At 63.2% G+C, this 12556-nt stretch carries 10 protein-coding genes; 5 read left to right on the forward strand and 5 right to left on the reverse strand.

Going from position 1 to position 12556, the window contains the following annotated elements:
• Nucleotides 1–326 precede the first annotated feature (326 nt).
• The 5 genes from AC07V8_RS04565 to xylA all read right to left on the reverse strand — a co-directional run bounded on the left by AC07V8_RS04565 (nt 327) and on the right by xylA (nt 7090).
• Entirely contained in the window at nt 327–1466 is a 1140-nt protein-coding gene (locus AC07V8_RS04565; protein ID WP_494677478.1) for a sugar ABC transporter permease, read from the reverse strand.
• Nucleotides 1463–3085, reverse strand: coding sequence for a D-xylose ABC transporter ATP-binding protein (xylG, locus tag AC07V8_RS04570; RefSeq protein ID WP_494677479.1), 1623 nt, complete (start codon nt 3083–3085; stop codon nt 1463–1465). Before xylG ends, AC07V8_RS04565 begins: the two co-directional genes overlap by 4 nt.
• A 107-nt stretch (nt 3086–3192) precedes the next feature.
• Nucleotides 3193–4176 (reverse strand): D-xylose ABC transporter substrate-binding protein, encoded by a 984-nt coding sequence (gene xylF, locus AC07V8_RS04575; RefSeq protein WP_494677761.1) that lies wholly within the window; start codon nt 4174–4176, stop codon nt 3193–3195.
• A gap of 87 nt (nt 4177–4263) precedes the next feature.
• Nucleotides 4264–5769 (reverse strand): xylulokinase, encoded by a 1506-nt coding sequence (gene xylB, locus AC07V8_RS04580; RefSeq protein WP_494677480.1) that lies wholly within the window; start codon nt 5767–5769, stop codon nt 4264–4266.
• 4 nt (nt 5770–5773) lie between these two features.
• Nucleotides 5774–7090: a xylose isomerase gene (gene xylA / locus AC07V8_RS04585; protein WP_494677481.1), complete on the reverse strand. Its 1317-nt coding sequence runs from the start codon at nt 7088–7090 to the stop codon at nt 5774–5776.
• A gap of 271 nt (nt 7091–7361) precedes the next feature.
• Here xylA and AC07V8_RS04590 point away from each other — a divergent pair, with 271 nt between their 5' ends.
• The 5 genes from AC07V8_RS04590 to AC07V8_RS04610 all read left to right on the forward strand — a co-directional run bounded on the left by AC07V8_RS04590 (nt 7362) and on the right by AC07V8_RS04610 (nt 12553).
• A complete protein-coding gene (locus tag AC07V8_RS04590; protein WP_494677482.1) occupies nt 7362–8621 on the forward strand; it encodes a XylR family transcriptional regulator in 1260 nt (419 codons plus the stop codon).
• A complete protein-coding gene (locus AC07V8_RS04595) occupies nt 8618–9679 on the forward strand; it encodes an aldose epimerase family protein (protein WP_494677483.1) in 1062 nt (353 codons plus the stop codon). The genes AC07V8_RS04590 and AC07V8_RS04595 overlap by 4 nt, the downstream gene beginning before the upstream one ends.
• Nucleotides 9680–9792: 113 nt before the next feature.
• On the forward strand, nt 9793–10608 hold the full coding sequence (locus tag AC07V8_RS04600; RefSeq protein WP_494677484.1) for a creatininase family protein: 816 nt from the start codon (nt 9793–9795) through the stop codon (nt 10606–10608).
• Between the two features lie 46 nt (nt 10609–10654).
• Complete coding sequence (locus AC07V8_RS04605; protein ID WP_494677485.1) at nt 10655–11833, forward strand: YncE family protein; 1179 nt, start codon at nt 10655–10657, stop codon at nt 11831–11833.
• Between the two features lie 204 nt (nt 11834–12037).
• The gene (locus AC07V8_RS04610; protein WP_494677486.1) at nt 12038–12553 is read left to right on the forward strand and encodes a hypothetical protein; all 516 of its coding nucleotides are present in this window, start codon (nt 12038–12040) and stop codon (nt 12551–12553) included.
• The last annotated feature ends 3 nt before the right edge of the window (nt 12554–12556 follow it).

Here is a 12556-nt window from a genome sequence, read left to right on the forward strand (position 1 = left end):
CGACCCCAGATGACTCCTAAAGCGCAACAAGACCGCAATCTGGTTTTCGTCGCGCTTAACACGCGCAGCTAACTGGGGTCAGAGTGAACTTTCTGCGCGCCTTTTGCAGAAACTTCACTCTGACCCCACTTAGCGGGCTACGGAGTACATGCCGCGTCGTTAGAAAACAAATCCATGTAATGCGCCCAACCTTTCTCCGAATCCGTCATGTGAGGTCAGAGTCGAGTTTCGCGAAAAAGCACCGTGAAAGTCGACTCTGACCCCAGATGACTCTGCCCATTTTCTGCGACTATGTCATGAATGATGAAACTCTCAATAATTTCCTCTCAGCGGCTGGCGCGGGTGCTGACATCCACCCACACCGCCAGCATCAGGATGCCGCCCTTGACGATCATCTGCCAGTAGGTGTCGACATCCAGCATCGACATGCCATTGTCCAGGCTGGCCATCACCAGCGCGCCGATCAGCGCACCGTACACCGTACCGTAGCCGCCGCGCATGGAAGTGCCGCCGATGAAGCAGGCGGCGATGGCGTCCAGTTCGCCCATGTTGCCGGCGGAAGGCGAACCGGCCGCCAGCCGCGCGGTGTTGACCAGGCCGGCCAGCGCGCACATCACGCCCATGATGCCGAATACCCACAGCTTGACCGCCTGCACGTTGACGCCCGACAGCCTGGTCGCCTCCATATTGCTGCCGACCGAATAGATGCGGCGGCCGAACACGGTTTGCGTGGTGATGTAGCTGAACAGGCCAAGCAAGGCCAGCAGCAGCAATACCGGCACTGGAATGCCGTCGTAAGTGTTGAGGGTGTGCACGAAAGCCAGCAGCACCGCGCCGATCAGCAGCACGCGCACGGTGTCGCGCCATAATGGCAGCACCGGCAAGCCGTGCAGCCGGCGGTTGCGGCGCTGCCGCCAGCTCAGCACCAGCGCCAGCGCAAACAGGCCGATCCCGAGAACGATGCCCAATTGCGGCGGCAGATAGCCTTGTCCCAGATACACCAGGTCGCTGGAGACCGGCGCGATGGTGAGGCCGCCGGTAACGCCCAGCAGTATCCCGCGGAACGCCAGCATGCCGCCCAGGCCGACAATGAACGAGGGAATCCGCATATAGGCCGTGAGGTAGCCGTTGAACAAACCCAGCGCCAGGCCCATCAGCAGCACCAGCAGCAGGTTGAGCGGCAGCGGCAGATGATGCGTGACGTTCAGCACGGCGGCAACGCCGCCCAGCAGGCCGAGCATGGAACCGACCGAGAGATCGATCTCGCCGGCGATGATCACCAGCACCATGCCGCAGGCGAGGATGCCGGTGATCGACATCTGGCGCAGCAGGTTGGAGAGGTTACGCGGCGTGACGAAGCCGCCTTCGGTTTTCCAGCTGAAGAAGGCCCAGATCAGGGCGATGGCGATCAGCAGGGCCATGATCTTGTACTGCCGGAACAATTGCTTGAGGTTGATGCTGGTCATAGTGATTCCTGATGATGGCCGGCAGCTGCGGCCGGCTGCGATATCGTCTGCGGCGTCGGCTGTGATGCCCGCTGTGATGTCAGAGACTGCGGCGATTGGTCGATGGCCGCGGCCAGCACGGTTTCCTGGCTCAGATCCTGGTTGATGAAATTGCCGCGCAGCTTGCCTTCGCCGATCACCAGCACGCGGTCGGAGACGCCCAGCACTTCGGCCAGTTCGGACGACACCATGATGATCGCCACGCCCTGCCGCGCCAGCTCCGCCATCAGCCGATAGATCTCGGCCTTGGCGCCGACGTCGACGCCGCGTGTCGGCTCGTCCAGGATCAGCACCTTGGGCCGCGCCAGCAGCATTTTCGCCAGCACTGCTTTTTGCTGATTGCCGCCGGACAGGCTGATGATGGGCAGGAAGGGGCTGGCTGCCTTCAGCTGCAGACGTGCGATTTCACCCTGGACGGTTTTCAGCTCGGCTTCGGCGTCGATGCGGCTGCGGCGGGAAAAATCCTGAAGCACGGTCAGCGTGATGTTCTGGCCGACGTTCAGGTCCGGCACGATGCCATGCTGCTTGCGGTCTTCCGGCACCATGCACAGGCCCATCCGTATCGATTTCAGCGGCGTGCCGCTATCTACCCGGACCTTGACGCCCTCCAGCCAGACCTCGCCTTCGCTGCGGCCGGGATAGGCGCCGAACAGCGCCGACACCAGCTCGGTGCGGCCGGCGCCGACCAGTCCGGCGACGCCAAGGATTTCACCGCGCCGCAGGGTGAAGGAAATATCGTCCACTCTTTTGCGCCCGGGATTATCGGCGTCGTAACAGGTAACGTTGCGCGCTTCAAACATCACCTCGCCGATGTCATGCTCCTGATCGGGAAACATGGCGGTGATTTCACGCCCCACCATCTGGGTGATGATCTGGTCGACATCCATGTCGTGCATGGGGGTGGTGGCGATGTGCTTGCCGTCGCGGATGACGGCCACGGTGTCGCACACTGCGGCCACTTCGTCCAGCTTGTGCGAGATATAGACGCAGGCGACGCCCTTGGCCTTGAGGTCGCGGATGATATCCAGCAGCACCGCGATCTCGGACGCTGTCAGCGACGAAGACGGTTCGTCCAGGATCAGCAGTTTGGCCTGCTTGTTGAGCGCCTTGGCGATTTCCACCAGCTGCTGATGGCCACCGCCGTATTGCATGACCGGCAGCGCCACATTGATGTCCGGCATTTTCAGTTCGCGCATCAGTTCGGCGGCGCGCCGGTACATGGCGGGATAATTCATGCGGCCGCCCGGCAGCGTGATCTCGTGACCCATGAAGATGTTTTCCGCCACCGACAGCTGCTGCACCAGCATCAGTTCCTGGTGAATGATGATGATGCCGGCCGCTTCCGTGTCGCGCATCGATTGCGACTGCAAAGGCTGGCCCTGCCACAGGATTTCTCCCTGCCAGCTGCCGCGCGGATAGACCCCGGACAGCACTTTCATCAACGTCGATTTGCCGGCGCCGTTTTCGCCGCACAGGCCAAGACACTCGCCGGCCCTGATCTTGAGGTCTATGCCGTCGAGTGCGCGGACGCCGCCGAAATCCTTGACGATGCCCTGCATTTCCAGCAGATAGTCGGACATGTTGTTTCCCGGTAGGGTGGGCACAACGTGCCCACGCGCTCATGTGATATTAATGTGATAAACGGTGCATGAAATTCACGCGTGGGCACAGGTGCCCACCCTACTTGCTACTTGCTGCCGATCTGCGCCTGTGTGTAGAAGCCGTCGTTCACCAGCAGGTTGACGTTGGCGCTGGTGAGCGTGGTTGGCTTGAGCAGGATGGTGTCGACCTTCTTGGCGCCGTTTTCATACTGGGCGTTGTAGGCCGGCTTTTCATTGCGCGCCAGCTGCACCGACAGCTTGGCCGCTTCCGCGGCGATCAGCTTGAGCGGCTTGTACACCGTCATGGCCTGGGTGCCGGCGATCACCCGCTTGACGGCCGCGAGGTCGGCGTCCTGCCCTGAGACCGGCACCTTGCCCGCCATCTTTTGCGATGCCAGCGCCTGGATCGCGCCGCCGGCGGTGCCGTCGTTGGAGGCGACGATGGCGTCGATCTTGTTATTGTTGGCGGTCAGCGCGTTTTCAACGATCGACAGCGCTTCGGTCGCGCTCCAGTCCTTGACCCATTGCTGGCCGACGATCTTGATGTCGCCCTTGTCGATGGACGGCTTGAGCACCTTCATCTGCCCTTCGCGCAGCATCTTGGCGTTGTTGTCGGTGGGCGATCCGCCCAGCAGATAGTAATTACCTTTAGGCTGGGCCTTGAGCACGCCCTCGGCCTGCATCTCGCCGACTTTTTCATTATCGAAGGAGATGTAGGCGTCGATGTCGGCATTCAGGATCAGGCGGTCGTAGGACACTACCTTGATGCCGGCCTTCTTGGCTTCCTTGATAGTATTGCTCAGCACGGTGGCGTTGAACGGCACGATCACGATGACGTCGACGCCGCGCGAGATCAGGTTCTCGATCTGGGAAATCTGCCGCTGCTCGCTGGCGTCGGCCGATTGCACGAATACCTTGGCGCCCAGCTTGTCGGCGGCGGCGATGAAAAAATCGCGGTCGCGCGCCCAGCGCTCCACCCGCAGGTCATCGATGGAAAAGCCGATCTTGGGGTTCTTGGCATCGGCCATGGCGGCCGAACTGGTGAGCGAAAATACCGCTACCGACATCATCGCCAACAAGCTCTTTTTCAGGATCTGGTTCATTGCTTGGTCTCCTATCATTCGTTTTAGTTAACTTCGTATGACTACATTGATGATTCATGGTGCTGAGAACACGGGTAATAACTGCTGGTACAACAACGCGAATTTCTTGCGGCGCTGCGCATACTGCGCGTGCCGCTTGGGGTCAGGCTGATAGGCAGCGATCAGCGGCGGCACCGGACAGATTTCGCCCAGGGATGCCTGGTCGCCGCTGGCGGCGGCAACGCCGATGCGAGCCAGCCGCGCCGCGCCCAGCGCCGGCCCGACATCGCCGCCCTGCCGCCGCACCAGCTGGCGGCCGCTGATATCGGCCAGCATCTGCGCCCAGAAGGCGCTGCGCGAACCGCCGCCGATAAGAGTGATTTCGTCGGCGGCGATACCGCAGCTGTCGACGGCGTCCATGCCCTCGCACAGGCCGAAGCCGACGCCTTCCAGGGTCGCCAGCGCCAGCTCGGCGCGGGTGGCGCCGGCGCGCATGCCGAAAAACACGCCTTGCGCATCAGGATTGTTGTGCGGCGTGCGCTCGCCGTTGAGGTAAGGCAGGAACAGCGGCGCGTCGGCGGCGATGCCTGCTGCGCCATGCCGTTCCGCATCAGCCAGCAGCGCGGCGACGTCGGCATAACCGCATAGCTGCGCCGTGAAATCCAGGCAGGATGCCGCCGACAGCATCACTGACATCAGGTGCCAGGTAGCGGGCAAGGCATGGCAGAAACTGTGCACCGCGCGCTCCGGATTGGCATGGAAGCCGTCGCTGGCGGCGAAGTACACGCCGGAAGTCCCGAGCGACAGCATGGCCTGCCCGGGGCGGACGATGCCGACGCCGATCGCACCGGCGGCGTTGTCGCCGGCGCCGGCCACGACCGGTATCTGCTTCAGCCCCCAACGCTGCGCCAGCTCGGCTTTCAGCGTGCCAGTAATTTGCGTACCTTCATGCAGCGCCGGCATATGGGCGCGGCTGAGGCCGGTGGCCTGCAACAGTTCATCGCTCCAGTCGCGCCTGGCGACATCCAGCCACATGGTGCCGGCGGCGTCCGACATGTCGCTGGCGTAGTCGCCGGTAAGCTTGTAGCGCAGCCAGTCCTTGGGCAGCAGCACCTTGGCGACCTGCCCGAATACTTCAGGCTCATGGCGCGCCAGCCACAGCAGCTTGGGTGCGGTAAAGCCGGGCATCATCAGGTTGCCGGTAATATGCCGCGAGGCCGGCACGCGCCGCTCCAGCTCAGCGCACTCGGCAAACGAACGGCCGTCGTTCCACAAGATCGCCGGCCGCAACACCTCGCCCCTGCCGTCCAGCACAGTGGCGCCGTGCATCTGGCCGGTGAGGCCGATGGCTTCGATGGCGCCGATAGCAAGCCCCATCTCCTTTGCCATCTGCAGCAAATCCAGCAGCGCCTGCTCGCAGGCTTGCCACCAGGCGGCTGGATCCTGTTCGCGCCATAGCGCGTGTTGCGACGCCTGCGGCAGCAGCGACAGCGGCCGGCTGGCGCTGGCCAGCACCCGGTCGCGGCGGTCCAGCAGGATCGCCTTGACGCCAGAAGTGCCCAGATCGATGCCGATGAACATGATGTCAGCCGAAGATGGCGCGGTTGACCAGGTTTTCCAGCATCTCCTGGCGGCCGCTGACGGCCTGTGGATCGAGTTGCCTGGCAAAGGCGTACTCGGCGATCTCGCTCAGGCTCAACCTGCCGGCCAGCATGTCCTGGCCGATGCCGCTGTCCCAGCCTGCATAGCGCTGGTTCTTGAACTGCGCCAGCTGATCGTTTTCGATCATGCCGGCGGCGCGTTCCAGCGACAGCGCCAGCACATCCATCGCGCCGACATGGCCATGGAACAGATCGACTTCATCCAGGCTCTGGCGCCGCACCTTGGAATCGAAGTTGAAGCCGCCGGTGCTGAAGCCGCCGGCTTTCAAGACTTCATAGGTGACCAGCGTCATTTCCTCGACGCTGTTGGGGAACTGGTCGGTATCCCAGCCGTTCTGCGGATCGCCGCGGTTGGCGTCGATGCTGCCGAGGATGCCGAGCGAAGCGGCGGTGGCGATTTCGTGATGGAAGCTGTGGCCGGCCAGGGTCGCATGGTTGGCTTCGATATTCACCTTGATCTCTTGCTCCAGGCCGTAATCCTTGAGAAAGCCATAGACGGTGGCGCTGTCGTAATCGTACTGGTGCTTGGTCGGCTCCTGCGGTTTCGGCTCGATCAGCAGCGTACCCTTGAAGCCGATCTTGTGCTTGTGCTCCACCACTAGCCGCATGAAGCGGCCCAGCTGTTCACGCTCGCGCTTGAGATCGGTATTGAGCAGGGTTTCATAGCCTTCGCGGCCGCCCCACAGCACGTAGTTGGCGCCGCCCAGGCGCTGGGTCGCGTTCATGGCGGTGAACACTTGCGCCGCGGCGTAGGCGAACAATTCGGGATTGGGATTGCTGGCGGCGCCGGCGGCGAAGCGCGGATTGCTGAAGCAGTTGGCGGTGCCCCACAGCAGGCGCACGCCGGTCTGTTCCTGCTTGCGTTCGAGCACGTCCAGCATCTGCGCGAAGTTGTTGCGGTATTCGGCCAGGCTGGCGCCCTCGGGTGCGACGTCGGTGTCGTGGAAGGTGTAATAGTCGACGCCCAGCTTGCTGAAGAACTCGAAAGCGGCATCAGCTTTCTTGTGCGCCATCTCCATTGGATCGCCGGCGCCATGCCAGGGGCGGCGGAAGGTGCCGGCGCCGAAGACGTCGGAACCGGGCCAGACGAAGCTGTGCCAATAGCATGCCGCCATGCGCAGATGCTCGCGCATCGGCTTGCCCAGCACCAGCTTGTCGGCTTCATAATGACGAAAAGCCAACGGCGATTGCGCCTGCTTTCCCTCGAAAAGAATGGGTGCAACGGAAGGGAAATAGTTCATCGATGGTCTCCGGTCGGGTGATGCTGCAGGCTGTGCAGGTGTGGCGCCATACTAGCAACCGGGGATAGCGCTTCACAATTACGAAATCCGCCAGACGCGCTAGTGATTCTTTCTATTGCACTTGCACAAAACGGCATTTGGCCTGACGCCGGCGGCAGTGCTGGGTACAATCGGGCAAGGCGGGAATGACCGCGGTGGCTGGTGACATTTCGACAAGCCAGCCCAGACTCCCTGCAGGGAGCATGCTTGTAACAATCCAGGAGAGCGCAGGATGACAAAGGTACCGGCGGTGCACCGCATCGCCCTGCTATTCAACGGCAACAAGATATTCGACCGCGACATCATCGCCGGCATCGGCGAGTACCTGAGCAGCACGCGCGCCGCCTGGGACCTGTTCCTGGAAGAGGATTTCCGCTGCCGCCTGCAAGGCATAGAACGCTGGCAGGGCCACGGCATCATCGCCGACTTCGACGATCCGGCCGCCTGCGAAGCACTGGCGCGGGTCAGCCTGCCGGTGGTGGCGGTGGGCGGTTCGTATGCCGACGACAGCGGCTATCCTGCCGACACGCCGTATGTCGCCACCGACAATTTCAAGCTGGTCAAGCTGGCCTACGATCACCTGATCGAAGCCGGCCTGCGCCGCTTTGCCTGTTTCAGCCTGCCGGAGGCGGCGGTCAACCGCTGGGCCCAGGAACGCGAGAAGGCGTTCGCCACGCTGATGCAGCGCGATGGCATGCAGGGCGAGATTTATCGCGGCGTCGGCACCAGCGCGCCGTCCTGGGATACCGCGGTGGAACAGCAGATCGCCTGGCTGCAGACGCTGCCCAAGCCGATCGGCATCATCGCCGTCAGCGACGCCCGCGCGCGCCAGCTGCTGCAGGCTTGCCTGTGCGCCGGCATCGCGGTGCCGGAACAGGTGGCGCTGATCGGCATCGACAACGATCCGCTGGCGCGCATCCTGACCCGGGTGCCGCTCAGCTCGGTGATCCAGGGCACGCGCGAGATGGGCCGCACCGCCGCCCACCTCCTGCACCAGATGCTGCAGGTGGGCGGCGTTGCGCGCCTGGCCGGCACCCGCATCCTGGTGCCGCCGGCCGGCATCAACGTGCTGGCGTCGAGCCGCCATGAAGCGCTCAATCATCCGCACGTGATGCAAGCGATGCATTTCATCCGCCAATACGCCTGCCAGGGCATCAAGACCGAGCAGGTCGCCGATTACGTCGGCGTCTCGCGCTCGTCGCTGGAGTGGTACTTCCGGCGCGAGCTGGGGCGCAGCGTGCATGACGAAATCCTGCGCTTCAAGCTGGACGCCGCCAGGAACATGCTGGAGAAACAGCATGAAGAAACCCGCAGCATCGCCGAGATCGCCGTCAGCTGCGGCTTCACCTCGGTGCAGTACATGCATGCCGTGTTCAAGCGCGAACTGGCTTGCACACCGCGCGAATACCAGGACCGCATGGCGGCCGCCGCCGGCGCAAACCAGACAGAAAATCAGACAATAAGCCAGACAATAAGCCAGCCCAGCCCATGAACCAAGCCGCCATCACCAGCACCAGCGCCGACCATGGCGCCACTCTCTACACCCTGCGCAATGCGCACGACATGCGGATCACCATCAGCGACCGCGGCGCCACCCTGGTTTCGTGGTGGACGCCGGACCGCTACGGCCGCGTCGCCGACATCCTGCTCGGCTATCCCGACTGCGAAGGCTATCAGAGCAACCCGCCCTACTTCGGCGGCCTGATCGGACGCTGGGGCAACCGCATCGCCAACGGCCGCTTCACGCTGGACGGCGCCGACTACCTGGTCGACCGCAACGAAGGCAGCAGCCACCTGCATGGCGGCGACAGCGGCTTTCACCTGGCGCGATGGCAGGCCGAGGCCGGGCCGGACGGCTTGCGGCTGACGCTGGACTCGGCGGAAGGCGACGCCGGCTATCCCGGCAATCTCCAGGTCAGCGTGCTGTACGGCCTGGACGACGACGGCCGCCTGAGCATAGACTACAGCGCCGCCAGCGACGCGCCGACGCCCATCAACCTGACTTCGCACGGCTACTTCAACCTGAACGGCGGCAGCGCCGATATCTACGACCATATCCTGGCCATCGCCGCCGACCGGTATCTGCAGATCGACGGCCAGCTGATTCCGGTCGATGCCGCCAGCGTCGCCGGCAGCGCCTTCGATTTCCGCCAGCCGGCGCCGATCGGTCCGCGCCTGGCATGGCCGGATCCCCAGCTCAAGCTGGCCGGCGGTTTCGACCATTGCTATTGCCTGCGGCCGCAGCATCCGCCAGTGCCGGGTGAAGGCCGCAAGCCGCAGCCCTTGCGCGAAGTAGCCACCGTCTACGATCCCGGTTCCGGCCGCCAGCTGTCGGTGGCGACCACCGAAAACGGCTTGCAGTTCTATAGCGGCAATTTCCTGGCGGGGATCCAGGGACGCGGCGCCGGCCCCTATGCCAGGCACGATGGTTTCTGCCTGGAAGCGCAGGCTTATCCCAACCAGGTCAACGGCCCCGATGCGGAAGCCGTCATCCTGCGGCCGGGCCAGGTGTACCGCCAGACCACGACTTACCAGCTGACAGTGCGATAATCATTGCATCGCCACTGAACCAACCGTTGCTGCCCGGGTCTGATCTGCGCTGAACCGGCTGCGCTTTGGCGGCCGACTTTACAAAAACACAGGTATATCGATCAGGACCATCCATGCAACGCCTCTTACGACACGTATTTGCTTCCGTCATTCTCATCACTGCCAGCCACGCAGTCCTGGCGCAGGCGCCCAAAACCGTCTTCCTGGAAGAACTGACCTGGACCGAGCTGCGCGACCAGATCCAGGCTGGCAAAAACACCATCATCATCCCCATCGGCGCCACCGAGCAGAGCGGGCCGGATGTCGCGCTGGGCAAGCACAATGCGCGCGTCAAGATACTCTCGCAGCGCATCGCCGAAGGACTGGGCAATGCCCTGGTGGCGCCGGTGATCGCCTACGTGCCGGAGGGCGGCTACGCGCCGCCGACTTCGCATATGCGCTTTCCCGGCACCATCACGGTGAGCGACGATGTCTTTGAAAAAACCCTGGCGTCGGCCGCCAACAGCTTCAAGGTGCACGGCTTCAAGAACGTCGTCTTCCTCGGCGATCACGGCGGCTACCAGAATGACGTCAAACAGGTGGTGGCGCAGCTGAACAAGGCCTGGGCCGGCTCGCCGGCGCGCGCATTCGCGCCGCCGGAATACTATGACGCCAGCTCCGACGGCTACGCCAAGATCCTGCGCCAGCATGGCATCAGCGACGACGAGATCGGCACCCATGCCGGCTTGGCCGACACCTCGCTGCAGCTGGCGGTAGCGCCGCAGATGGTGCGCCAGGAGCGCTTGCGCAACGCCCCCAAACTCGGCCTGGCGGACGGCGTGTATGGCGGCGATCCGCGCCGCTCGACAGCTGAACTGGGCCAGCTCGGCATCGATGCGATCATCGCGCGCACCGTCGCCGCGCTCAAGAAGGACACCGCCGCGCGCTGATGCGCCGCCCCTATTTATTACGCTTCATTCGATCTAAGGAACTGTCATGCCATTCTTGTCTTATCGTTTAACGCAACTGGCCGCCGGCATCGCCGCTGTGTGCCTGGCCGGGGCGGTATCCGCCGTACCCGCTGCGCCCGTCGCTCCGGCCGTGACCACCGTGGCCGGCATGCCGCCCGTGGTCAACCCTGCCAACCTGTACAGCGAAGCTGCTGCCGGCCGTTTCAGCCCGGCTGTGGCGGGCGACCTGCCGCGCGTGTACGTGCCGAACCTGCGCTCGAACGAAGTCTATGTGATCGATCCGGCCACGCTCAAGGTGGTCGACAAATTCAAGGTCGGCTACAGCCCGCAGCACGTGGTGCCGGCCTGGGACCTGAAAACGCTGTGGGTGGCCAACAATGCCGAAGGCCGCTCCGACGGCAGCCTGACGCCTATCGATCCCAAGACCGGCAAGCCGGGCAAGGAAGTGATGGTGGACGATCCCTACAATATGTACTTCACGCCGGACGGCAAGGAAGCCATCGTAGTGGTCGAGGCGCATGCCCGCCTGGATTTCCGCGATGCGCACACCATGAAGCTGACATCGAGCATCGAGGCGCCGCAATGCAAGGGCATCAACCACGCCGATTTCTCGATAGACGGCAAGTATGCGCTGTTCACCTGCGAATTCGAAGGCAGCCTGGCCAAGATCGACCTGGTGAACCGCAAGGTGGTCGGCTATCTGCCACTGGCCAAGAAAGGCATGCCGCAGGATATCCGCATCTCGCCGGACGGCAAGGTGTTCTATGTGGCCGACATGATGGCCGACGGCGTGTACGTGGTGGATGGCGAAAGCTTCACCAAGGTCGACTTCATCAAGACCGGCATCGGCACCCATGGACTGTATCCTAGCCGCGACGGCAGCAAACTGTACGTGGCCAATCGCGGCTCCAACAAGGTGCACGGCTCGCGCAAGGGCAAGGGCAGCGTGTCGGTGATCGATTTCGCCACCCGCAAGGTGCTCAACACCTGGCCGATTCCCGGCGGCGGCAGCCCTGACATGGGCAACGTCAGCGCCGACGGCAAGATGCTGTGGCTGTCCGGCCGCTTCGACGACGTGGTGTACGCTATCGACACCAGCAGCGGCGAAGTCAAGTCGATCCCGGTCGGCATGGAGCCGCACGGCCTGACCGTGTGGCCGCAGCCGGGCCGCTATTCGCTGGGCCATACCGGCAACATGCGCTAATTGCTGGCAGCAGTCCTTTGCAGGCTGGTGCGCCGTATTGGTGCGCCAGCCTCGCCCCTCCCCGCTCTCCCCTTATTGCGACTCCAGGATCCGGTTTGGCCCTGGCCGGTCAACCCTTTGGCGCCGTTCCGCGTTTATTCAAATTGCAGCCGGGAAATGATCCCCGGCGAAGTCGAATTTTAAAAACAGCGGAAAACACATTCTATGGATCTTCAGAAAGCACGCGACTGGACCGACTTTCTCCTCAAATCCTTCGCCATCGTTGCTATTATCGCCGGCGGCCTGTGGGCCGCTTTTGAGTTTTCGGCAACGGGCAGGTCCGACACCAATATCCAGGTCCTGGTATCGGCCGAAAGCAGGTCCTACACCGACACCCAGAGCTTGCTGATCATCCACGTCAAACCGAAGAACATCGGCAAGGTAGTGGTCAGGCCAGGCGAGGATGGCTTGCTGGTCACGGTCAGGAAGATTCCCGGCGACGCCAAGGACGGCGTCATGCGGCTGGACGCCTTGCCGCTGCTGTACAGCACCGACCTGCTGAAGCGCTATCTGGACGGCTATGAAATCGAGCCGGGCGCGGAATACGATGAAATCCTGACGATCGTGGTGCCCAAGGGTTCGCTGTACGCGGTCAGGGCCGAGCTCGATATCGGCAACGAAGATGAAGTCGACCATACCACCATCGTGCGCGCCGAAGCAGCCGACAGCGCGGCCAGATAAAGG

The organism is Collimonas sp. GW821-FHT02H07 (assembly GCF_059421505.1).

Excerpts from the sequence above, each read along its gene's own strand:
- AC07V8_RS04565 (WP_494677478.1), bottom strand. The coding sequence starts at position 1,466 with ATGACCAGCATCAACCTCAAGCAATTGTTCCGGCAGTACAAGATCATG.
- xylG (WP_494677479.1), bottom strand. The coding sequence starts at position 3,085 with ATGTCCGACTATCTGCTGGAAATGCAGGGCATCGTCAAGGATTTCGGC.
- xylF (WP_494677761.1), bottom strand. The coding sequence starts at position 4,176 with ATGATGTCGGTAGCGGTATTTTCGCTCACCAGTTCGGCCGCCATGGCC.
- xylB (WP_494677480.1), bottom strand. The coding sequence starts at position 5,769 with ATGTTCATCGGCATCGATCTGGGCACTTCTGGCGTCAAGGCGATCCTG.
- xylA (WP_494677481.1), bottom strand. The coding sequence starts at position 7,090 with ATGAACTATTTCCCTTCCGTTGCACCCATTCTTTTCGAGGGAAAGCAG.
- AC07V8_RS04590 (WP_494677482.1), top strand. The coding sequence starts at position 7,362 with ATGACAAAGGTACCGGCGGTGCACCGCATCGCCCTGCTATTCAACGGC.
- AC07V8_RS04595 (WP_494677483.1), top strand. The coding sequence starts at position 8,618 with ATGAACCAAGCCGCCATCACCAGCACCAGCGCCGACCATGGCGCCACT.
- AC07V8_RS04600 (WP_494677484.1), top strand. The coding sequence starts at position 9,793 with ATGCAACGCCTCTTACGACACGTATTTGCTTCCGTCATTCTCATCACT.
- AC07V8_RS04605 (WP_494677485.1), top strand. The coding sequence starts at position 10,655 with ATGCCATTCTTGTCTTATCGTTTAACGCAACTGGCCGCCGGCATCGCC.
- AC07V8_RS04610 (WP_494677486.1), top strand. The coding sequence starts at position 12,038 with ATGGATCTTCAGAAAGCACGCGACTGGACCGACTTTCTCCTCAAATCC.